This window comes from Povalibacter sp., assembly GCF_036735925.1.
In the GTDB taxonomy this organism is placed as follows: domain Bacteria; phylum Pseudomonadota; class Gammaproteobacteria; order Steroidobacterales; family Steroidobacteraceae; genus Steroidobacter.
Window position 1 is genome coordinate 48,412 of record NZ_DAINNK010000007.1, and the last position, 22,306, is coordinate 70,717.

Annotated in this window: 19 protein-coding genes; 9 read left to right on the top strand and 10 right to left on the bottom strand. The window is 64.8% G+C overall.

What is annotated here, in order from left to right; all coding sequences use genetic code 11:
- Positions 1-59 precede the first annotated feature (59 nt).
- A complete protein-coding gene (locus V7D81_RS04040; protein WP_324314668.1) occupies positions 60-788 on the bottom strand; it encodes a 3-deoxy-D-manno-octulosonic acid kinase in 729 nt (242 codons plus the stop codon).
- Between the two features lie 131 nt (positions 789-919).
- Between V7D81_RS04040 and V7D81_RS04045 the strand changes: the two genes are divergently transcribed.
- Together V7D81_RS04045 and V7D81_RS04050 are read left to right on the top strand one after the other, a co-directional pair.
- The gene (locus V7D81_RS04045) at positions 920-1,984 is read left to right on the top strand and encodes a glycosyltransferase family 9 protein (RefSeq protein ID WP_324314670.1); all 1,065 of its coding nucleotides are present in this window, start codon (positions 920-922) and stop codon (positions 1,982-1,984) included.
- A gap of 60 nt (positions 1,985-2,044) precedes the next feature.
- The gene (locus V7D81_RS04050; RefSeq protein ID WP_324314672.1) at positions 2,045-2,869 is read left to right on the top strand and encodes a glycosyltransferase family 2 protein; all 825 of its coding nucleotides are present in this window, start codon (positions 2,045-2,047) and stop codon (positions 2,867-2,869) included.
- A 14-nt stretch (positions 2,870-2,883) separates the two neighbouring features.
- On the opposite strand, the gene V7D81_RS04055 is transcribed toward V7D81_RS04050, so the two are convergent.
- Positions 2,884-3,918: a CDP-glycerol glycerophosphotransferase family protein gene (locus V7D81_RS04055; RefSeq protein WP_349257605.1), complete on the bottom strand. Its 1,035-nt coding sequence runs from the start codon at positions 3,916-3,918 to the stop codon at positions 2,884-2,886.
- 22 nt (positions 3,919-3,940) lie between these two features.
- On the opposite strand from V7D81_RS04055, the gene V7D81_RS04060 reads away from it, so the two are divergent.
- The 3 genes from V7D81_RS04060 to V7D81_RS04070 are packed head-to-tail and all read left to right on the top strand — an operon-like array spanning position 3,941 to position 7,159.
- Entirely contained in the window at positions 3,941-4,798 is an 858-nt protein-coding gene (locus V7D81_RS04060; protein ID WP_324314676.1) for a glycosyltransferase family 2 protein, read from the top strand.
- A 14-nt stretch (positions 4,799-4,812) separates the two neighbouring features.
- Positions 4,813-6,801 (top strand): asparagine synthase (glutamine-hydrolyzing), encoded by a 1,989-nt coding sequence (asnB, locus tag V7D81_RS04065; RefSeq protein ID WP_324314679.1) that lies wholly within the window; start codon positions 4,813-4,815, stop codon positions 6,799-6,801.
- Positions 6,767-7,159, top strand: a complete 393-nt coding sequence (locus V7D81_RS04070; protein ID WP_324314681.1) for a DUF6165 family protein — start codon at positions 6,767-6,769, stop codon at positions 7,157-7,159. Before asnB ends, V7D81_RS04070 begins: the two co-directional genes overlap by 35 nt.
- 82 nt (positions 7,160-7,241) lie before the next feature.
- Here the strand turns inward: V7D81_RS04070 and V7D81_RS04075 are convergent, their stop codons facing one another.
- Both V7D81_RS04075 and glnE read right to left on the bottom strand, forming a co-directional pair.
- Positions 7,242-7,445, bottom strand: coding sequence for a zinc-finger domain-containing protein (locus tag V7D81_RS04075; protein ID WP_324314682.1), 204 nt, complete (start codon positions 7,443-7,445; stop codon positions 7,242-7,244).
- Positions 7,446-7,709: 264 nt separating this feature from the next.
- Complete coding sequence (gene glnE / locus V7D81_RS04080) at positions 7,710-10,619, bottom strand: bifunctional [glutamate--ammonia ligase]-adenylyl-L-tyrosine phosphorylase/[glutamate--ammonia-ligase] adenylyltransferase (protein WP_324314683.1); 2,910 nt, start codon at positions 10,617-10,619, stop codon at positions 7,710-7,712.
- A 144-nt stretch (positions 10,620-10,763) separates the two neighbouring features.
- On the opposite strand from glnE, the gene V7D81_RS04085 reads away from it, so the two are divergent.
- The 4 genes from V7D81_RS04085 (at position 10,764) to V7D81_RS04100 (ending at position 14,349) form a co-directional block, all read left to right on the top strand.
- The gene (locus V7D81_RS04085) at positions 10,764-11,387 is read left to right on the top strand and encodes an energy transducer TonB (RefSeq protein ID WP_324314685.1); all 624 of its coding nucleotides are present in this window, start codon (positions 10,764-10,766) and stop codon (positions 11,385-11,387) included.
- 351 nt (positions 11,388-11,738) lie between these two features.
- Positions 11,739-12,674 (top strand): trypsin-like peptidase domain-containing protein, encoded by a 936-nt coding sequence (locus V7D81_RS04090; RefSeq protein WP_324314686.1) that lies wholly within the window; start codon positions 11,739-11,741, stop codon positions 12,672-12,674.
- Between the two features lie 231 nt (positions 12,675-12,905).
- On the top strand, positions 12,906-13,439 hold the full coding sequence (locus V7D81_RS04095) for a glycine zipper 2TM domain-containing protein (RefSeq protein ID WP_324314687.1): 534 nt from the start codon (positions 12,906-12,908) through the stop codon (positions 13,437-13,439).
- Between the two features lie 118 nt (positions 13,440-13,557).
- On the top strand, positions 13,558-14,349 hold the full coding sequence (locus V7D81_RS04100) for an SIR2 family NAD-dependent protein deacylase (protein WP_324314688.1): 792 nt from the start codon (positions 13,558-13,560) through the stop codon (positions 14,347-14,349).
- A 235-nt stretch (positions 14,350-14,584) separates the two neighbouring features.
- On the opposite strand, the gene V7D81_RS04105 is transcribed toward V7D81_RS04100, so the two are convergent.
- From V7D81_RS04105 to V7D81_RS04130, 6 genes are all read right to left on the bottom strand, one after another.
- Entirely contained in the window at positions 14,585-14,944 is a 360-nt protein-coding gene (locus V7D81_RS04105) for a M20/M25/M40 family metallo-hydrolase (protein WP_324314690.1), read from the bottom strand.
- Positions 14,945-15,141: 197 nt separating this feature from the next.
- Positions 15,142-16,179, bottom strand: coding sequence for an FAD:protein FMN transferase (locus tag V7D81_RS04110; RefSeq protein WP_324314691.1), 1,038 nt, complete (start codon positions 16,177-16,179; stop codon positions 15,142-15,144).
- 133 nt (positions 16,180-16,312) lie between these two features.
- Positions 16,313-17,761 carry a hypothetical protein gene (locus V7D81_RS04115; protein ID WP_324314692.1) on the bottom strand — a complete coding sequence of 483 codons (1,449 nt, stop codon included), beginning with the start codon at positions 17,759-17,761 and terminating at the stop codon, positions 16,313-16,315.
- Positions 17,762-17,817: 56 nt separating this feature from the next.
- The gene (locus tag V7D81_RS04120) at positions 17,818-19,404 is read right to left on the bottom strand and encodes a hypothetical protein (protein ID WP_324314693.1); all 1,587 of its coding nucleotides are present in this window, start codon (positions 19,402-19,404) and stop codon (positions 17,818-17,820) included.
- The gene (locus V7D81_RS04125; RefSeq protein WP_324314694.1) at positions 19,385-21,409 is read right to left on the bottom strand and encodes a hypothetical protein; all 2,025 of its coding nucleotides are present in this window, start codon (positions 21,407-21,409) and stop codon (positions 19,385-19,387) included. The genes V7D81_RS04120 and V7D81_RS04125 overlap by 20 nt, the downstream gene beginning before the upstream one ends.
- Positions 21,406-22,299: a hypothetical protein gene (locus V7D81_RS04130; protein WP_324314696.1), complete on the bottom strand. Its 894-nt coding sequence runs from the start codon at positions 22,297-22,299 to the stop codon at positions 21,406-21,408. The genes V7D81_RS04125 and V7D81_RS04130 overlap by 4 nt, the downstream gene beginning before the upstream one ends.
- Between the last annotated feature and the right edge of the window lie 7 nt (positions 22,300-22,306).

Here is a 22,306-nt window from a genome sequence, read left to right on the forward strand (position 1 = left end):
CCTGACTGACTGTTTTCAGGCCGGCTGAAGCCGGCCCCACAGGTCGATGCCATGGGGCTTCAGCCGGCCTGCGGGGAGAGCGAATACCCCGCCATCAACGCCCGCCAGCCGCCGTCATCGAATACGACGCCGTGCTGCGCACTCACCTTCTCCAGCGAACGTCGCAAGCGCGCCAGCACTCGCCCTTCCCAGGCGCCGCGCGCACGCAGTCGGCCCCGATCGAAGTCGAGCACATACACCGCGCCGTCGCTGCCCAGCAGGATGTTGTGCGCATTCAGATCGGCGTGCTGGACGCCCTGCGCATGGAACTGCGCGATGGTCCGACCGACGGCCTGCCAGCGTTCCGCGGAAAGCGGTGCCGCCATCGCCTGCGCGAGCGTCGTCGAAGGCGGCAGCTCCGCCGTGATCAGGTCCGCTTCATAAGTCAGCCCGCGGCGTCGATACGCAGCGGCGATCGGCGCGGGCACGGGTAACCCGCGACCTCGCAGTTCGGCAAGCAGTCGCCACTCCGCAAACGAGCGCGTGCGTGCTTCGCCGGTCCACAGGTAGCGATCCCGGAAGAGCTTCGCGACCAGCCCGCCGCGACGATAGTGGCGCCAGACCCAGCGGCCCGTATCGGTCTGCAGAAAACGCACGGAACCGCGACCGCCGGCGACTTCCGTCAGGGCGCCGCGTCGTGTCCAGTAATCGCGGGAAAACCACTCGGGCTGCGCCTTGGGGATTGACGCAGCGTCGTATAGGATGCCGCCGCCGTCGATGGCGTCGCGCTGTTCGCGAATCGCATTCATGCAGAAAGACGGCGGCGCACCGGGGCTGGAACTCTGGCGATATCCGAGAAGGTCATGTCGTACATGCTGGCGCTGAGCTTACCGCGGAATCCCTCTGCATATCCCTGCCTGACATCGCAGCGCCCGCACTGATGCGCGCCGACTTCAAGACCGTTCCCCGCTCCGTCTGCATCCTGCGGCTGTCCGCGATCGGCGATACCTGCCATGTGCTCGCGGTCATCCGCACGCTGCAGCGCGCCTGGCCGGAGACGCGCTTCACCTGGGTGATCGGGCGCGTCGAGGCGAAGCTGCTCGGCCACATTCCCGACATCGAATTCATCCCCATCGACAAAGGCAGCAAGCTGAAATCGTATCGCGCCCTGCGCGCCGCGATGCGCGGCCGGCAGTTCGACGTTCTCATGCACATGCAGCTGGCATTGCGGGCCAGCCTGCTCTCGACCGTCATTCCCGCAAAGATCAAGCTCGGCTTCGACCGCCGCCGCGCGCGCGAACTGCAATGGCTGTTCACGACCAATCGCATTCGTCCCGCAGCGAACCAGCACGTCATGGATTCGCTGTTCGGCTTCGCCGAGAAATTCGGCGTCTACGAGAAGCTGCTGCGCTGGGACATTCCGATTCCCGCCGCCGCGCACGAATACGCACGCAAGCTGATTCCCGACGGCGTGCAGACGCTGGTCATCAGCCCCTGCTCGAGTCATCCGCTGCGCAACTGGCGCGCCGAATACTACGCACGGGTCGCCGACTACGCCTCCGCCTCGCTCGGCCTGCAGGTCGTGTTGTGCGGCGGTCGCAGCGAACTGGAGCGCCAGATGGGCGAACAGATCCAGGCGCAGATGAAGCAGGCCTGCGTGAACGCCATCGGCAAGGACACGCTGCTGGAATTCCTCGCGACCCTGTCGCGCGCCACCGTGCTGCTCAGCCCCGACTCGGGACCCGCGCACATGGCGACCACGGTGGGCACTCCCGTCATCGGCCTCTACGCAGCCACGAATCCGGCACGCAGCGGGCCTTATCTCAGCCGCCAGTGGTGCGTCGACAAGTACGACGCCGCTGCGCGTCGCCTGCTCGGCAAACCCGCCAGCGAGATTCCCTGGACGACCAAGATCGAGAAGCCCGGCGTCATGGACCTGATCGCGCCGGATGAGGTCAACCGGAAGCTCCACGCCGTGCTGCTGGCCTTGCGGCGGCGCGGCTGAAGCGCCTGCTGCCGAGCGGACTTGCTGTGCAGGCGACTGTGGCTGTGCAAGACTTTCTGCATGACGCAAACCCCGACATTGCCCATCACGTTGCTGGTCATCGCTCGCGATGAAGCGGAGGTCATCGGACGTTGCCTCGACAGCGTGCCTTTTGCAGCCGAGAAAGTCGTCATCGATTCAGGCAGCACCGATGGCACTCCGGAAATCGCGCGGCGGCACGGCGCACGCGTCGTGCATCAGGACTGGCTGGGGTTCGGACCGCAGCGGAATTTCGCCAACACCCAGGCCAGCCACGACTGGATTCTGGTGCTGGACGCCGATGAAGTACTCACGCCAGCATCGGTGGCCGAATTGCAGGCACGACTGCCCTCCCTGCTGCAGTCGTCCCACGCCGGCGCGATCCTCGTGCGGCAGACGTGGTACATGGGCGCACCCATGCACTGGTACCGGCCGATGGTCGCGGACAAGTCTTCCAGAATCTACAACCGCAAGCGCGCCCGCTGGACCGACGCACGCGTACACGAATCATTGATCTTCGACGGAACGACGCTGTTGATGCGCGAACCGTTCGCCCACTTCAACAACCCCACGCTGGTCCATCGGCATCTGAAGATCCTGCGTTACTCGGAACTCAAGGCACGTGACTGGCTCGACACAGGGAAGCGCAAGTCCATGTGGACGTGCCCGTTCGTATTCATCGCGACCTTCATCAAGGATTACTTTCTGCGTCTTGCGTTCCTGGACGGCTGGCGAGGCTATGTCGCCGCCCACGTCGCCGCCTCGTACGCCGTCTACAAGCGGCTGCGTTACTACGAGATGCAGCGCAATCCCGTTTCGCGCGAACAGGCTACGCTGGCGCTGAAGCGATGCGGCCTCGATCCCTGAGACCGCCTGCTATTTCAGAATCCCCAATACCCGAGCCGCTGGCGCGCCTGCACTCGTCGCCACAGATTGAGCGGCTTGCGTTTCAGGCCGCCACGACCGGCGGCGATGGCGCGAGCGGTGGCCTCGAGCACGCGCTCGCTGGAGCGGCCGTCGCGCCAGGGATGAATGCGGTTGGCATACTCGCGAATCGCATTCATCAGGGATTCAGGGCGCTGCAGCGCATGCTCCACGGCCGGAATGACGTCGGCGACGTTCTGGACATCCAGCAGATGCGGACCCGGGCGTCGATTGCGGAAAGTCACCACGGGCCGGTGCTGGGTGAGGAACTCCGGCACCACCGATGACGTGTCCGACAGCAGGACGTCCGCCTGCGCATAGAGCGCGAGGATGTCGTCGGTCATCGCGAAGCGCAGGTGCGGCCCTTCGAGGACGCGATACGAGTCGACGATGTCCGGCGCCATCTTCGGATGCAGCGTGACCAGCCATTGCCAGCTGCCGCGCTGCGCCGCGGCGGCGACCGTATCCCGCAGCACGCGGGCGCTGGTGATGCTCTCGGTAAAAGTAGATGCAAAAAGGATGACGGGCCGGCCGGCCGGCTCGCGCACATAACGCCCGGAAAACAGCGGATCGAGCTTGGACCAGCCGGTTTCGGCAACGCGGAAGAAACCCAGCTGCTGCTGCAGGCGTTCAAATGGCTGTGTTGTATCGGGACCCTGTGTACAGTAGAGATCAAAGGATCCACGCACGCGGAAATGTCCGCGCGACTCGCTCCGCTTACCGACGCTGAACCCATGGAAGACTTCCACTTTCAACCCCGGAAAGAACTGCGGCACCCAGTTGCCCGGGACGAAAACGGCGTCCGGTCGCCATTCGATGACACTTTCCACGGATGCCAGCCGCACTTCCTCCGGGCGAAGATGTCCGGCGAGCGACTCCCGCTCGAAGAACCAGGCCACGGCATCGCCGCGCGCACGAATCGCCTCCTGCAATGGTCGCAGGATCGCTAGCGCATAGAGTTCGGAAACGAAGAAAAGATATCGCGACACAATGCAGCCTCTTCCGCTTCAGCCCTTGTACGACAGTCCGGAGCCCGCGCGTGCGAATCGCGACGTACCGGCCACGGCGACCCTGCCCATCACACTGTTGGTCATCACCCGTGACGAAGCCGCTGTCATCGGTCGATGCCTCGACAGTGTGCCATTTGCCGCCGAGAAACTCGTCATCGATTCGGGCAGCACCGACGGCACGCCCGACATCGCACGCCGGCACGGCGCGAAAGTCGTTCACAAGGACTGGCTGGGGTTCGGCGCGCAGCGCAACTTCGCCACGACCCAGGCAAGTCACGACTGGATCCTCGCGCTCGACGCCGATGAAGTGCTGTCGCCGGAACTGGCACGCGAACTCGAAGAGAAACTGCCCGAACTCATGAAGTCGCCGTCGGCCGGCGCGTTTCTGCGCCGCCAGACCTGGTACATGGGCGAGCCGATGCGCTGGTACCGGCCGATGGTCGGCGAAAAGCTCGGGCGCATCTACGATCGCCGGCGCGCGCGCTGGAGCGACGTGCGCGTGCATGAATCGCTGCGGTTCGATGGACCGACCCGCACGTTCCGGCAGCGCATGATTCACCATCACAATCCGACGCTGCTGCATCGGCAGCTCAAGATCCTGCACTACACCGAACTCAAGACGCGCGACTGGCTCGACAAGCAGCGGCCCACGCGCCTGTGGCTGGCTCCCTTCGTTTTCATGGCGGCATTTCTCAAGGACTACGTGCTGCGGCTTGGATTTCTCGACGGCGGACGCGGTTACGTCGTTTCGCAGGTGGCGGCTTCGTACGCGGTGTACAAGCGGCTGCGCTACTACGAAATGGTTCGCAACCCGGCATCGCGGGATCACGTCGACAAATTCAATGACGGCTTCCTGCCGTGACCGGCGGGCGCTGAATGTGCGGCATCGCCGGGTTCCTCTCCGCTTCGGCGTCGCTGCACGCGCACCGGACGCTCGATGCCATGACCGATGCGCTCGAGCATCGCGGCCCCGACGATCGCGGCATCTGGCATGACGCCGACAGCGGCATCGGCCTCGGTCATCGCCGGCTCTCCATCATCGACCTGTCCGCCGACGGTCATCAGCCGATGTTCTCGGCATCACAGCGTTACGCCATCGTCTTCAACGGCGAGATCTACAACTATCGCGAACTCAGCGCCGAACTGAGCCGGGCCGGACGACGCTTCAAGGGACATTCCGATACGGAAGTATTGCTGGCCGCGGTCGAAACCTGGGGACTGGAAGAAGCGCTGCGCCGCTCCAACGGCATGCTCGCCATCGCATTGTGGGATCGCCAGGAACGCCGTCTGCATCTGGCGCGCGATCGCATCGGCAAGAAGCCGCTGTACTACGGCTGGCTGGGCAACACGATCGTGTTCGGTTCCGAGCTGAAACCGTTCTTCGCCCATCCGGCGTTCGAGCTGCGCATCGACCGCGACTCGCTGGCCCTGTTCCTGCGACACGGCTACGTTCCCGGGCCGTGGTCGATCCTGCAGAACATCTACAAATTGCCGCCGGGCAGCAGCCTGACGCTCACGTCCGCGGACGCCGCCAGCGGCGGTCGCGATCACTCGCCGCACGAGGCGTGCCGGCCGTACTGGGATTCGCGGCAGGTACTCGGTGCCGCCGTATCCGATCCCCTGCGCACCGACACCGCCGCCACCATCGACACGCTCGACACGCTGCTGCGCGATGCCGTGTCGATGCGCATGCATGCCGACGTACCGCTGGGCGCATTCCTGTCGGGCGGCGTCGATTCCTCGCTGATCGTCGCCATGATGCAGGCCCAGTCGTCGCGACCGGTGCAGACGTTTTCCATCGGCTTCAACGATTCGAAGAACAACGAAGCCCCGGAAGCACGCGCCATCGCCACGCACCTGGGCACCGATCACACCGAGCTCTATGTCACGGGCGAAAGCGCACTCGACCTCGTGCCCGATCTGCCGCGGCTGTTCGACGAACCCTTCGCCGATTCCTCGCAGATTCCGACCTGCCTGGTGTCGCGCCTGGCGCGACAGAGCGTGAAGGTGTCTCTGTCCGGCGATGGCGGCGATGAACTGTTCGCCGGTTACATGCGCTATCAGCGCGCGTTGCGCGTCGCGCGGCTCGTGCATGGCATTCCCGGTCCGGTGCGCAGCTCGCTCGCCTGGGCGCTGCGATCGCATGCGAATCGCGAGGCGCGCGTCAGCAAGCTGGCAATGGTCGCCGCCGAACTCGGCACGAAATCCGCCGCCGACATCTATCGCAATCGCATGTCGAAGTGGCGCAATCCCGGGAGCGTCGCGCTGCACAGCCACGAGCATGCGACGCCGTTCACGCACGCGGACTGGCAGCTTCCCGGCCGCGACATGGCGCACGGTCTCATGTACCTGGATCTCGTCACCTACCTGCCGGAAGACATCCTCGCCAAGGTCGATCGCGCCAGCATGGCGGTCGGGCTGGAAGCGCGTGCGCCGCTGCTCGACTATCGCGTGGTCGAACTCGCTTTCCGGATTCCGACCTCGCTGAAACTGCGCGATGGCCAGCAGAAATGGATCCTGCGCCAGCTGCTGCGGCGCTACCTGCCGGAAACTCTCATCAAGCGTCCCAAGACCGGATTCGCCGCACCGGTCAGCGCCTGGCTATCCGGCGCGCTGCGGACCTGGGCGCAGGCGCTGCTCGATCCCGCACGCATCGCGCGCGAAGGCTATCTGGCACCGGGGCCCATCGCGGACCTCTGGACTCAGTACCTCGGCGGACAGAGAAAATGGCACACTCACCTCTGGAATGTGCTCATGTTCCAGGCGTGGCTGGAGTGGGCGCAACAGCAGCAGGCGCTGCATCATCGATCGGCCACGACGGAACTTTCCCATGCAAGACATCCTCGTCCCCATCTCTCCCGGTGAACTGATCGACAAGATCACCATCCTGCAGATCAAGTCCGAACGCATGAGCGACGCGGCGAAGGTCGCCAACGTGCGCGTCGAGCTGCAGCTGCTGGAATCGACGTGGCGCGATTCGGCGCACGGCAAGCAGGACATCAGCGCCGAATGGGCGGCACTGAAAAAGATCAACGAAAAACTCTGGGTCGTCGAAGACGACATCCGCGACAAGGAACGCGCGAAGGAATTCGATGCGAAGTTCATCGAACTGGCCCGCGCCGTCTACGTCATCAACGACGAGCGGGCGGCCGTGAAGCGCCAGATCAATACGAAGCTGGGATCGCGGATCGTGGAGGAGAAGAGCTACAAGGAATACAAGTGACGAAAGTCACGAGGGGTCACAAAAGTGACGGGGATGAGATCCGAACCCTCGTCACTTTCGTGACTTCCGTCACCCTCGTCACTTATCTCTGCAACGTGTACTCCGCGCTGCAGTAAGGGCACTTCGCCCAGCCGGTCTTTTCGATCGGCAGAAACACCTTCGGATGCGAATTCCACAGGTACATGCCGGGCATCGGGCACGACAGCGGCAGATCCGCCGCCGTCACGGTGTACTGGCTCTTGGCGTTGGGCTGGATCAGCTTGGCGACGGGCTCGGGGGTGGACATGGGTCAGCTCGGCTGCGACGTATCGGACGGGCTGCATTGTAGCCATGGAGCTTCAGGAATTTCACACGGAGTTCACGGAGACCACGGAGGTCGGAGAAGAAGTAAAGAGTTTCCACGGGGAAGAAGGGGGACACGGGGAGCACGGGGTCTCGGAACAGAAATTTTCTTTCCCCGTGTTCCCCGTGTCCCCCTTCTTCCCCCGTGGAAATTCTTCTCTCTTGATCTCCTTCTCCGTGGTCTCCGTGATCTCCGTGTGAAACCTCTTCACCCCTCCCCCATCACCTCGTCCCAGATCGCCACCACGCCGCGCCGCTCCTCGACGAACTCCGCGGCATCGACGATGTTCTTCGCCCCGTTCAGCGACAGGTGATGCAGGCGTTCCCGGTAGCGCCGATAGGTGCTTACCAGGAAGTCCACGCGCGACTGCGGGACGAGATTGCCGGAGGCCAGGCTTTCGAGCTGCCGGATGTTGTCCGAGAAGGTGACGATTTCCGGATGGCGATCCGCCCATTTCAGCATCCAGTATTGCACCAGGAATTCCAGGTCGGCGATGCCGCCCGCATCCTGTTTCAGATCGACCTCGCCCGGCTTCGCCCTGGACAGGTTCTCGCGCATCTTCGCGCGCATGTTGCGCACTTCATTGCGCAGGTCGCCGCGCCGCACGGCATTGCGCAGGACTTCGACGCGGGCTTCCTCGAAGGCTTCGCGCAACTTCGGTTCGCCGACGATGGCGCGGGCGCGCAGCAACGACTGGTGTTCCCAGGTCCAGGCTTCCTGGAATTCGTACTCGCGGAAGCTCTGCAGCGTCTGCACCAGCAGGCCGCGATTGCCGCCCGGACGCAGGCGCGTATCGACCTCGTACAGGCGACCGGCCGACGTGTGCACCGTCAGCAGGTGCATGAGACGCTGCGCCAGCCGCTGGAAAAAAACACTGTTGTCGATGGACTGCGCGCCGTCGGTGCGCTGCGTTTCGCCGACGGAATCGTGCAGGAAGACGAGATCGAGATCGGAGCTGTAGCCGAGTTCGAGGCCGCCGAGCTTGCCGTAGGCCACGACGATCATGCTGGCCGTCCGCTCGTTGCCCGCGGCATCGAGGTAGCGCGGCGCGCCGTGCTTCTCGGTCATCTGGGCCCACGCCAGAGACAGGGCTTCGCCCACGATGAGTTCGGCGATGTCGGTGAGCCGGTCGCTCACTTTCATCAGCGGCAGGCGGCCCGTCAGATCCGCGACGGCGACGCGGAATAGCGCGGCCCGCTGAAAGTGCCGCAGCAGTTCGACCTGCCGCTCTGCGTCCTCGCCCTGCATTGCGCCGCGCCGCGACTCCATGTCCTGGACGAACTGGGCGCGACTCGGCGGCTCTTCGATCAGACGTTCGTCGATCAGTTCATCCAGCAGCAGCGGATGCGCAGCGACCTGATCGGCCAGGAACTGACTCTGCGAACACAGCTGCACCAGTCGCTGCAATGCGGCCGCGTTCTCGTTCAGCAGTGCGAGATACACCGTGCGGCCGCCGATCATTTCGAGGATGCGCGCGATGCGGCCGAAGGAAATCACCGGGTCGCTGGTTGCCGCGACGCTCTGCAGGATGCGCGGCAGCGAATCACGCAGGCGCCGCCGGCCCGTGTCGTCCAGACGCCGGTAGTAACCCGAGTTGCGCAACTGTTCGAGCGGCTCGAACAACGGCTGCGACACGCCCAGCCGCTGCAGCGCCCGCGCGAAATCCTCCGGTGCCGCATCGAGATCCAGGACGCCGTTCGATTCGGGTCGCTGGTCGGGTGCACCGGCCACGGGCCCGAACACGGTTTGCGCGAACCAGCGCGAGACGCGTTCGCGATGCGCCGCGAGCTGTGCCGCGACGGATGACCAGTCGCTCATGCCGAGCGAGAGCGCCAACCGCGCGCGTGCGATGTCTTCGTGCGGCAACTGGTGTGTCTGTTCGTCGTTCCATTCCTGCAGGCGATTCTCGACCAGCCGCAGGAAGCGGTACGCAGCTTCGAGATCGGCCACCGCGTCGCGACCCAGCAGCCGCTGGCTCGCCAGCAACGGCAGCACGGTCTGCAGTTCGCGATTCTGCAGACGGCGATCGCCGCCGCCGCGAATCAGCTGGAATGCCTGCACGATGAACTCGATCTCGCGGATTCCGCCCGGGCCGAGCTTGATGTTGTCGCTCAGCTCGCGCCGCTCGACCTCGCGCGCGATCATCGCCTTCATGTCGCGCAGCGATTCGAACACGCCGAAGTCGAGATAGCGCCGGAATACGAACGGCCGCAGCACCTCTTCGTACAGGGACGGGAACTGATCCGTCGCCGTGATCGCGCGCGCCTTCACGTACGCGTAGCGCTCCCAGTCGCGCCCGTGCTGCTGCAGATAGTTCTCGAACGCGCCGAATCCCATCGCCACGCGGCCGCTGTCGCCGAAGGGGCGCAGGCGCAGGTCGACGCGGTATACGAATCCATCGACCGTCTGGCTCGACAGCAGTTGCGAAATCTTCTGGCCGAGACGCAGGAAGAACTCGGCGTTGTCGATCGAACGTACACCGTCGGTCTGGCCCTCTTCGGGATAGAGGAAGACCAGGTCGATGTCGGAGGAGTAGTTGAGTTCGCGCGCGCCCAGTTTGCCCATGCCGAGAATGAGCATCGGTTGCGGCGTCTGGCTCGACTCGCCGAGCGGCGTGCCGTAGCGCGCGACCAATGCGTCGTAGTTACGGCGATACGCAAACTCGATGCAGACATCGGCGAGCGCCGACAGGTCGCGCAAGGTTTCGGCGAGCGTGGCCCAGCCGGCGATGTCGCGCCACGCGATCCGCACCATGCGCCGGCGACGGAATTTTCGCAGCGCCTCCATCCACTCCGCTTCGGCAGAACCCACCGGCCAGGTCTGCAGATCGGCAGCGATCCCGCCTTCGCCTGCGTCCTGCGTCAGGAGACCGTTGTCGATCAGCGCCTGCAACATGGCCGGATCGCGCAGGCACGAGGTCGCGACGAATTCGCTGCAGGCCCAGACGCGCACCAGCGACTCCGCGACTGCCGGCTGCGCGAGGATGGCCTCCCAGCGCTGCGGCTGCTGCTCGCGCGCCTCGCCCAGTCGCGCTTCGGACATCTGCAGCACGGTATCGATCTTCTCTGCGGTCATCGCCTTCGGGTTCTGCAGTTCGGGGCCGCGAGTGTAATCCAAGGCGATCGTTGCCTGCGCCGGGGAACTTTCTCCGACGAGCTGCCGAGTTCCCTGACGACGGAAAAATCTCCTGAACCCTTTTCCGGGATTCCGTCGTTGAAAGCAGGGAGCACGGCAGTCGTGCGACGTATCGAAGGAGATTTCATGTACGCGGAACCTCGTTCAAGCCTGTTGTCGCGGCCGGGCCCGCTGCTCGCCGTCGTCGGCATCCACGTGGCGATCGCCTATGTACTGTCCGTGAGCATGGGCGTCATCGATCTGCCGAAGTTCATCGAACCCGCGCAGGTGGTGTTCATCCCCGAACCCGAGCAGGCCGTGCAGGAGCCCGAGATCCAGGTGAAACCCGAAATCGATCAGCTCACCGTCGACAATCCGGAGCCGACCAGCATTCCTGACGAGATCATCGTGCCTCCAGCCGAAACGCCGATGCCCGCTTCGGAGAATGCAGTCGCGGCGACCGAAGCGCCCGCGGCTGCCGCCGGCCCGCCGGCCCAGGACCTGCGCACGAAGACGCGCGTGGAACCGACCTATCCGCCCGCCGCGCGCCGCGCGGGTGAGGAAGGCACGGTGCGCCTGCGCATCCTGGTCGATGAACGTGGCATTCCGCGCGACATCCAGATTGCGCAGGGCAGCGGCTTCGCACGTCTGGACCAGGCCGCGATCGACGCGGTGCGCAAGTGGCGCTTCATTGCGGCGAACAGCGGCTCGCAGGCGATCAGCGCGTGGACGCAGGTGGCGATTACCTTCCGCCTGACCGCCGGCCAGTAACCTTCAACCATGGCATCTTCCTGTGGGGCCGGCTTCAGCCGGCCTCTTCAGAGTCAGGCTGAAGCCTGACCTACAGAAAGAGGCCGGCTGTGACCGAAGGGAATCCCATGGGAAAGCCGGCCCCACAGGAAGAGAGACGTTCGTCTCAGAATCTTCACTCCGCGCTCGCCGAAGTTTGAGCTTCGTCACCTCCGCGCCGATGCACTCGTCATAGGCTCGATTCCAACCTGCATCGCAGGCGAGCCATGGCGCGGGCGCCGACGCACGGAAGAACACCGTCAGGGATCTTCCCAGGCCTGTCTGATCTCCCGCCGCAGTGACATCGGACATCGCTGACGAGGTAATGCGCGAATGCACCGCCGACCGATCGCCCGCACCGCTCCCGCGCCGCGTCAGATGTTTCTATGGCTCGCGCTGACGGGACTGCTCATCGCAGGGCTCGCACTCATCTCCCAGGCGCGGGCCTCTTCGACCCTCTGCAGTGCCGGCCAGCATTGCACCGGCATCCCGTTCGCTGCAGCGCCCGCGGCCGAGCGATCGCTGCTCGACTTCGCGGCGACACTGCAGTCGGCCGGGGCGGCACGACGCAACGAACTGTCGAGCCAGGAGTACTTCTCGTTCAGCGGCGTCGGCGCCATCGTCTGCACGATCGATGGCAAGCAGCGCATGTCGACGGCGTTCCTGGTCGGCGCTTTCGACATCGGCGTCACCGTGGCACACACCTTCGAAAACCGCGACGGCGAAGTGGCGGCGGAGAACTGCATCTATACGAGCACCGATTCGCTGGGGCAGATCCGCGAACGCATCCCGGTCTCGTACATCAAGTCGCAGTGGCGGGCCGAAGCCGGCGCGAGCGGCCATGCCGCCAAGGACTTCGCCGTCGTGCGTCTGCAGGAACCTTCGCAGTACGCACAGCGCACGATGCCGATGGGAAAATTCGCGGGACCCGCGGCGCCGGTGCTGCTGATCGGCTTTCGCAGCGACATGGAATCCGACCCGCTGAAGGCCAAGAGCCGCGGCACGGTGTACGAACGCAGAATCAACGGCGTCTCGCTCGCGAGCCTCGAAGGCTTCACGCACGACATCGACGCGAGCGGCATCGCAGCCGGCGCACCGGTCATCGACGAGCGCACCGGCGTCATCATCGGCATGCACACGCTGGCCACCCGGCGCATCGCCGGCACTGCGGCCCGCAACACCATGATCACGATGAACGAATGGCTCGAGCAGACGCTGCGCGCCGAGATCGAAATCGAAGACGAGAAAGGCGCCGACTCGACGCTGTAGATCTTCTTTCTGCCTGTGGGGCCGGCTTCAGCCGGCCTTTGATTCTCAAGGAGTCAGGCTGAAGCCTGACCTACAGAAGAGAAGGCAGGAACTTTTCTGGCTGTCGCCAGCCTGCGCCAGAGTTGGCGCATCCCCTCCCGGAACCCTTACCCTCGCGACCCAGTTATACGGGCAGTCCGAGTGCGGCTCACGTCTGCATCTCGCGACATCAAAAGCGAGGAGTCAGTAATCATGAACAAGTCCCTGGTGACCGGATTGGTGATTGGCGCGGCGGTCGTGACCGCGGGCGCGGCCATCGGCGGCCTCGATGTTTTCGATCGCAAGCCGAAGTACGCCGATGTACTCGATGTCGAGCCGGTTTCGGAAACCATTCGCACGCCGCGCCAGGTGTGCAATGACGAAGTCGTCACGCATCAGAAACCAGTGAAGGACGAGAAGCGCATCACCGGCAGCGTCGTGGGTGCCGTGGTGGGCGGCGTGCTCGGCAGCCAGGTCGGCAGCGGCAGTGGACGCGATGCGGCGACGGTCGCCGGCGCCGCCGCCGGCGGCTACGCGGGCAACAAGATCCAGAAGCACGTGCAGAACACCAACACGTACCAGACGACCGAAACGAAATGTCAGACCGTCTATGACAGCAGCGAGAAAGTCATCGGCTACGACGTGAAGTACCGCCTGGGCGACGAGACCGGCACGATCCGCATGGATGAGAAACCCGGCGACCGTATTCCCGTGGTGGACGGCGAACTGGTCGTGCATCAGGGCTGAACGACGCGATGACCTGATGCCGGCGAGGCCCTCCCGCCATGAGAGGGCCTCGCGTCCCGCCACATCCTCGCGATAGAGTGCGGCGCCATGTCCCACCGGCCGCTCATTCTGTCGCCGCATGAACGACCCTGATAGCGACAACCGCGCCCCGTCGCCGCAACCGAGCGCGGCTCAAGTCGAGACGCTGCGCAAGCTGATCCGGGCAAGCCGCCACACCGTGTTCTTCACCGGCGCCGGCATCAGCACCGAATCCGGCATTCCCGATTTCCGCAGTCCCGGCGGCGTCTGGACCAGGATGCAGCCGATCTACTACCAGGACTTCATCGCCTCGGAGGACACCCGGCGCGAAGCCTGGCGGCGACGCTTCGGCAACGGCGATGGCTGGGTGGGCGCCGAACCGAATGCCGGCCATCGCGCCGTCGCCCAACTCATTGCCGACGGCCGCGCCGCCGCGGTCATCACCCAGAACGTCGACAACCTGCACCAGTTGTCGGGCGTGCCTGAAGACAAGGTGATCGAGCTGCACGGCAACTCGACGTACGCCACCTGCCTTTCCTGCCACGTCCGGTACGAACTCGCCGACCTCGAACGCGAATTCCGCAGCAGCGGCACCGTCAGCGCTTGCGCTCGCTGCGGCGGCATCATCAAGTCGGCAACGATCTCCTTCGGGCAGCAGATGCCTGCGCTACCGATGCAGCGCGCTGACGAACAAACGATGCTGTGCGACCTGTTCATCGTGCTCGGCTCGTCGCTGTCGGTCTTCCCCGCCGCGGATTTTCCGCTGCGCGCGCGACAGAAGGGCGCCGCCCTGGTCATCGTCAATCGCGATCCGACCCAGATGGATGATGCGGCCGATCTCGTCATCCATGCGGGCATCGGGGCGACCATGTCCCTGGTTTCGCCGGCGTAGGAATTTCACACGAAGAACAGGATTTCACACGGAGTTCACGGAGACCACGGAGGTCGGAGAAGAAGTAAAGAGTTTCCACGGGGGAAGAAGGTGGACACGGGGAGCACGGGGGCAAGAACAGATTCTTCTATTCCGAAACCCCGTGTTCCCCGTGTTCCCCGTGTCCCCCGTGGAAATTTTCTTCTTCCGATCTCCGTGCCCTCCGTGATCTCCGTGTGAAATTCTGGATTCCTTCTCATTCCCCCTGCAGATAGTCCACCGCGACGCCGAGCAGGGCGCGGGTGGCGACGCGCAGCGCCGGTTCGTCGATGTAGAACAGCGGTGAATGATTGGTCGCCGCCTTCGCGACATCGGTGTTCGGCGGGGTAACGCCGACATAGAAAAAGAAGCTCGGCACGAGTTGGGCGTAGAAGGCGAAGTCTTCGGCGCCAGTCTGCAGCGGCGTCACGACCACTCTGTCCTTGCCGGCGACGCGTTGCAGTGTCGGCAGCGTGCGCGCCACCAGATCGGGATTGTTGACGACTACCGGATACGAATGTTCGCTGACAGTCAGCGCGGCAACGATGCCGGCGATGCTGCAATTCGTGAATGACATGCGGGCCTCGGTGTTCTTGTTGGATGGTCCGACTATAGCGGTGGGGGATACGTGCGTCTCTGTCTCGTCCTTCTTCCTGTGGGGCCGGCTTCAGCCGGCCTTCGAGATGTCAGGCTGAAGCCTGACCTACAATCAGAGGCCGGCTGTGACCGAAGGGAATCCCATGGGAAAGCCGGCCCCACAGTAAGATAAGGTCTCTAGCGCGGCGCGACTGCCAGAAACCGTTCGAATCCCGCCGTCATGCGATGCTCGAATCCCGCGCCGTTCGCGACGATGAACATCGCCGGAATCCGCTGCCGCTGCGCCAGCGCGTAGCCGGCCTCCTCGCCGAGCACATTGAGCGCCGTCGTCCAGGCATCCGCTTCGATGGCGGTGGGCATGATGACCACCACCGATGCCAGGCGATGCTCCACCGGTCGTCCCGTGCGCGGATCGATGGTGTGCGAATAGCGATGTCCGTCGCGCATCACGTAGTGGCGGTACTCGCCGGAGGTGGTCACGGCAATGTCGTCCAGTTGCACGATGGCATACGGCTCGGGTTCGTCGTCGACGGGACGTTCGACGGCAATGCGCCACAGTTCATTGCGCGCATTGCGGCCGCGCGCCCGCACTTCGCCGCCGACGTCGATCATGAAGTTCGTCACGCCCATCGCCGCGAAGCGCTGTGCGATCAGATCGACCGTGTAGCCGGGCGCAACGGCATTCAGATCCACCGTGAGCTGCGGCAATTCCTTGCGCAGCGCCGCTGGCGCGTTGCGCACGGCGAGCCGGCGATAGCCTACGTCCTGTCGCGCCTGCTCGATCCGCTGCGTATCCGGCACGTCACGCAGTTCGCCGCCAGCGCCCATGCCCCACAGATTCACGAGTGGTGCGACGGTGATGTCGAGCGCGCCCTGCGACAGGTCGCTGACCTGCGCCGCAGCGGCCACCACCTTCACGACATCGGGCGAGACGTCGAACCAGTCGGTCGAGGACGAGCGATTGAAGCGCGAGAGCTCGGAGTCCTCGCGATAGCCGGACATCTGACGGTCGACGTTGGCGAACACTTCGTCGACGACCGACTGCAGCGACTGGCGATCGATGCCGCGCGGCGGATCGACGATCTTGATCGAGTAGGTCGTGCCCTGGGCGGGGCCGGCGAGTTCGATGAGATCGGGGGCGGGGGTGCAGGCGGTGAGGAGGAGGAGTGCGAGAGAGACGTAGGTTCGTGTATTCACCGGGCAAGGGTAGCGCATGAAAGGAAGCGCCCCCACCCTAACCCTCCCCCGCTGCGCGGAGGAGGGAAAGAAGACCGCCGCATCATTCCTGTCCCCTCCTCCGCGCAGCGGGGGAGGGCTAGGGTGGGGGCCGCATCGAGCACCACCACCCTCACAACGTCTTCAAATACTCGACCAGCACCTCCTTCTCCGCTTCGGGAAGCGCCGTCCCGAACAGATGCCCACCATTCCCGTTCGACCGCTCGGCGACATCATGCTTCGTGCCGGTCTCCGCCGCGCGCGTATCCCCGCCCGAAACGAAACCCACATTCACCGCATCGTAGACATCGTAGCCGCGCCAGAAGACGGCGGGCCGTTCTGCCGGCGGCTTGAGCATGTCGCGCAGCGTCGGTACCGCGCCGTTGTGCAGATACGGCGCGCGCAGCCACAGCCCATCGAGGAACGGCGGGTTGTAGCCGATGAGATCGGCTTCGACGAGTCCTTTGCGATCGATGTCGAACTCCTTCACCTTGTCGTTCGCAGCAACGGCGTGTTCCTTCTTCCACGTCCACAGGCGTTCCGGATCGGTGTCGACGCCGCGCAGATCCATGCGCGCGCCGGTGAGGTCGCTGGCGTGGCAGCGTGCGCACTCGCGTTCGAACACGGTCTTGCCGCTGGCTGCCTGCGCCTCGTCAATCGCAAAGGGATATTTCGGCGGCGCCTTCGCCGACAGGTAGTCCTGCAGCCACTTCACTTCGTCGAGAAATTCCTCGTTGCTTTTCGGTCGCGCGCCCAGCAGCCCCAGCGCCGAGTCGATGATGACCGAATACTTGTCGTGACTGTCGCCGGCCCAGTTCAGGGTCGTGCCCTCGCGATCGTATTTCTTCAGGTTCCAGATCGACGGCATGTCGGTCGGGCCGATCGAATCGTCCATGGGCGAGCCGACCAGGAAATACTTGGTCAGGTTCATCGCATCGTCGCGACCGCGCCCCCACTCGGGGAAGTCATGGCGATAGATCCAGGCGAACTGCGCTTCGCGCTCCAGCAGGCGCTTCTTCGTGATCGGAATCAGCACGAAGCGATAGATGGCGCTGTCGATCCAGGACAGATCCGTGACGAGACCGATCTCGTGCATCAGGTTGTCGCTGTTGAAGCGCGGATCCTTGGCGCAGTCCACCAGGAACCGGAACATGGCTTCGAGATTGAACGTATGCCCCGGGCCGGTCGGCACGAACGTGGGATTTTCGTTTTCGCTGCTCCGGTAGCTGCCGGTGTGACACACGGCGCAGTTGTTGCCGACGCGCTCGAAGCCGATCACTTTCTTCACGAACCCGACGGGCAGTTCCTGTCCCTGCTCCCAGGCGAACCCGAACGAGGCGAAGCCGTTCGGTCCCGGAATCTTCTCCGGAAACATGCGCGGCAGCACATAGAAGATCCAGTAAGGAATGCCGGCATCGCGCTCGCCGCCGATCGAACCGTATTTGAAGCGCATGTCCGGATCGTTCATGACCCAGGCCGGCTGCGGTTCTTCGCGGAAGAACTTGTACCAGGTGAAGAGCGCGCCGGCGGCGATGACCACAGCCAGAACGGCGACGATGCGAATCAATTTCCTGTGCTTCATTGCGTCCTCGGCAGCCCCCACCCTGCCCTCCCCCGCAAGCGGAGGAGGGAAAGACATCAGAACGTCTTCAGATATTCGACCAGCGCAGCCTTCTGCGCCGGCGCCAGCAGCGTCCCGTACTTCGCGCCTTCATGCCCCGCATTCGAGTTGCCCGGCAGGCGCGTGTCGTAGAGGAAGAAGCGGCGTCCGTCGCGCTGCGGCTGATCGTGGGCGAATCCCATGCGGGCGCCGTCGTACAAGTCGTCGCCGCGATAGAACTCTTTCGGTCGCGCATCCGCCGGCTCCAGCAGATCGCGCAGCGTCGGCACCGAACCGTTGTGCAGGTACGGCGCGCGCAGCCACACGCCGTCGAGCGGGGCGTTGGCATAGCCGAACGTCTTGCGATAGTGACAGTAGCGATGCGGATAACCTGCGTAGATGGTGCCGAGCTGCACGACCAGTTCGTAACTGAAGGAATCGAGCCGGTGGCGATCGGTGGCGATGTCGTCGATCGGCGTGACGCGCCCGACGTACGGCCCGTACAGCGCCGCATCGTTGGCCTCGCTCTTCAGGCAATCGCGTGAGGTATCGTTGCCGGGCGGTGCGAAATCGCGACCGTTGGTGCCGTGACATCCGGCGCAGTATTCCGCGTAGACGGGCCGGCCCTGCTCCGCCAATGCCGTGTCGATGGGCTGCGCGAACTTCGGCGGCTCCGCCGTGAGCAGCCATTGCTCGATGCGGCCGATCGCCTTCAGGTCGATGGTCGGCGGCGTCGTGCCCGTGCCGAAGGCGGCGTTCTTGTTGCGCTCCTCGGACATGATGTTGTTGCCGTCCCAGTGCAGCTGCATGCCCTGCCGCGGCTGCTGCAGCCAGATCGAAGGGAAATCGACGGCGGCATTGCGCTCGCGCGCAGCGATCCGGTCGAGCGGAAAGTTGAACAGCACCTTGTTGGGATTGAACGTATCGGTGCGCCCCGGCCCCCACGGCGTGTCATCGAGCATCGGGCCGAAGCGGCCCGCCAGCATCGTCAGGCGTTCGCGCATCAGCCAGATCGCCATCGGATAGACGAGATAGCGATCGAGAATGCCCAGATGCTCGCCGCGCTCTTCCATCACGCGCGCAATCTCCGGCACCACCACGTCTTTGCGAAACGCCGGATCAGCGGCGCACTCGAACAGGAACTTCTGGAACTCGAACAGGTTGAACGTATTCGCCGGCATGCCGAGCACGAGACGCGGCTTCTCGGCGGCTGAATCGCGCACGGTGCTGACATGACACACCGCGCAGTTGATGAAGGTGCGATCCATGCCGAGATGGCGCCGCTTCGACATTCCCACCGGCAGGTCGCGCCCGGGCTCGTAGATGAAACCGAGCGATGCGTAGCCTCCCGGCAGATGCTTCGCGCAGACGCGCGGCATGGCCTGGAACACCCAGTACGGCAGGCCCGATTCACGCTCGCCGCCGGTCGAACCGTATTTGAAATGTTCGCCGACATCGGCGTACTCGACCGGCCGATCGGCGGTGAAGCGCAGGATCAGCAGCAGCGCGCTGACGGCGACGAACACGAGCACGAGCGTCAGCAGCAGGAACACGATGCGCGCCCAGCGCCGCTGCAGCAGCGAGGTCAGCGCGGACGGCGGCGTTTCAGGATTCTGTCGAGCCATGACTCGCCTCTCCCGCAGTCGACGGCAGACAGGGCCGCAGCGATTCGTATCCGTGGCGCAGCAGTTCGTCGACCGTGACGTCGCGCCCGTATTCCTTGCGCAGCGACGCGCCGACCGCGGCCTGCAGTTCGACCAGCGCGTGTTCGTCCGCTGGCGGACGCTGGTGGGCATGCGCCATGACATCCGGCGGCTCGGGCGGCATCGGCGTCTTGATGCGCTGTGAAACCGGCCGATCACGCATCGCCAGCCGGACGAAGATGCGCGGACCGCAACTGCGCAATGCGGCATCGACGCGCTGCGCATCGCCGCTGAGGAAATTCGGCGGCGTGATCTCGGCGGTGCGATGGCACACGCCGCACTGGCTTTCGAGCTGCAATGCCAGCGCGCCGGATCGGGCCGTCGCGGGCCGGTAGGCATCGGCATGCGCAACCGGAACGAGTGGCTTGGGCGCCGTTGCTGGACGGCCTTCGAGTTTCGCCGTGACTGCATCGATCACGGACGAGGCAAGCGGCTCGCCGGCATCCAGATCGATGCTTTCCAGCACACTGCGCACCGCCGCGAAGTCGGGTCGCACGTCGATGAGCGCTTCGCCCAGCCCGCGCGCATTCCAGCTCACTGCAATCCGCTCGATGGCATCGCCGCTCGACAGCCGCAGCCGTTGGCCACGATCGCGGGCGATCAGCGTCACGGAACGAGCCTGCCGGTTCACAGCATCGATCCGCAGATGCCGCACGGGCTCGGCATTGGCGATGACGATTTCGTCGATCGTGCCGACCGAACCATTCAGCGAGCCCCGCAGGCGCGCGGTGTCGGAGCTGCAGTCGAAGCGTTCATGCGGCGACGTTCCGGAAACGCGACATGGCACCGCGCTGCGCTGCGAATGCAGGTCGGCGCGTCGCTCCAGCGCGCTCGCCAGCGCTGCGCGGCTGCGCTGCGACCAGAAGTCCGCTGCGCCCCTGACCAGACGATCCTCTGGTGAACCCTCGAGGATTTCCGCCGGCGCGCGCGGCGATAGCGGATCGAAGCGCGTCTCGATGTTGGCCGTCTGCAGCGGCGTCAGACCCGCGTGCAGATCGAGCGGATCGCGGTTGGGAATATCGGCGCCCGCCAGCGCCAGGCCGGCGGGCCACGAGACGGCGGCATTGCGCTGCAACGCCGCCGATACATCGCGGACGAAGGCGTGTGCGGATCGCGCATAAGCCCGCTGACCGGTGAGCGCGAACTGCAGCGACGCAGCAACCACGCCTCGCCGACAGGCGACTCCCGCATCCCCCGTCCCGCAGCCGTCGCGCCACAATCGCTGCGTCAGCGCGATGACGTTCGCGCGATCGGTTGCGTCGTCGATGGCCTGTGCGATGTCGGTATTGCCGCGCGCCGCAACGCCGGCAAAGGCCGGTTGCTGTTCTGCCAGCCGCGCCGCGATCGGCGCATTTGCGTTGGTCTCCAGCCAGACGGGCTGCGAGAAGATCGGCCCCTGGTTCTGATGACAGGCGATGCAGACCGTGCGGCGCGCGTAGCTGACTTCGGGCACGCGCCCCGCAGCGAAGTTGCGCACGATCTGGAACTCGAAGCGTCCGAGCGCTTCGTTGTAGCTGATGACTTCGATGACGCCCGACTTGTCCTGGAAGCCGAGAAAGATCCGATCGCGCAGCAGTTCACCCGACCCTTCATCGACGAAGGCCGCCACGACGCGCGGATGCCTGAAGAACTCCGGCGCCGCCGCGATCCGTTGCAGCGATCGACCCAGCGGAATCAGCACCGCGCGCGAACACGGATGCGCAGTCTCGCAGCCCGCTGCGGCTTCGAGATGCGCCATCAACCGCTCGAAGGGAAAGGGAATGTGCTGCCGGCCGTCGGCGCCGACGGTGAGGCGATCGAACAGCGACGATCCCGCCTGCGGCATGTCGGCGCCGGGCACCCGCGGATCGACGACCCATTGCGCACGCTCTGCGCCGTGGACCTGCATCGCCAGTGCCAGCAGCACGATGCAGCTCCATCGGCTCACGGAGACGCCGACGCCACCAGTGCGCGTTCCTGCGTGCCGGTCCAGCAGTCCTCGCTGACCTGGCCCGTCTGCAGGAACTGCGGCCCCTGTTCGTTCGCGATCTGCTCGTTGTAGAGCACGAAGTTGAGCAGGAAGGCTTTGCCTGCATAGGCGCGGCCCAGGTAGAAGCCCGGCCGCACCATGCGGATTTCGTCGCGGATCTGGAAGCCGTTGCGCCCGGCGAGATAGTCGGGCCGTTCGCGGTAGCCCGGCAGTTCGTCCGTGAAGGCATAGTCGATGATGATGGACTCGCGTCGCGAGTCGAGCAGGCTCTGGCCGCAGTACAGCCGCGCCGGGAACATCAGCCACTGCTCGCCGTTGCCGAACTTCGTTTTCGGAATGTCCGACAGATCGCCATCGACGATGGGCTTGAGCGCGGCGAGATCCTCGATGCGATTGCGCAGCAGGCGCTCCTGCCGATAGAACACCTTGCCGCGCCACAGGTTCGCACCGAGCGTTTCCAGCTTCTGCGACTTGAGTTCCACCGCGAGTCCCGGCAGGCCGCCGACGATCTCGGCGATGCGGCGATCGCCCTTCACGTTCTTCGGGAAGAACAGTCCGCCGTCGAACGCGCCGTCGGGAATCGGTCCGGCGGTGAGCCGCGCATAGATCTGGTCGACCTGCTCCTGCGAGTAGTTGGCGATGTTCTTCGGCGTCAGCTTCTGCAGGTCCGCGGCCGCGAGCGGAAAGTCGTGTTCGACACGCGCGAAATCCGGCTTGCTGAGATAGGACTCGCCCGACTCGGCGAAGGACAGCTTCGGCGCGCGGTGGAGTTTGGCGTTGATCCAGTCGCAGCCGGACAGCGCGAGCAGGCAGGCGGCGGTCGCGACAATTTGCTTGCGGCAGATCATTCCTGTC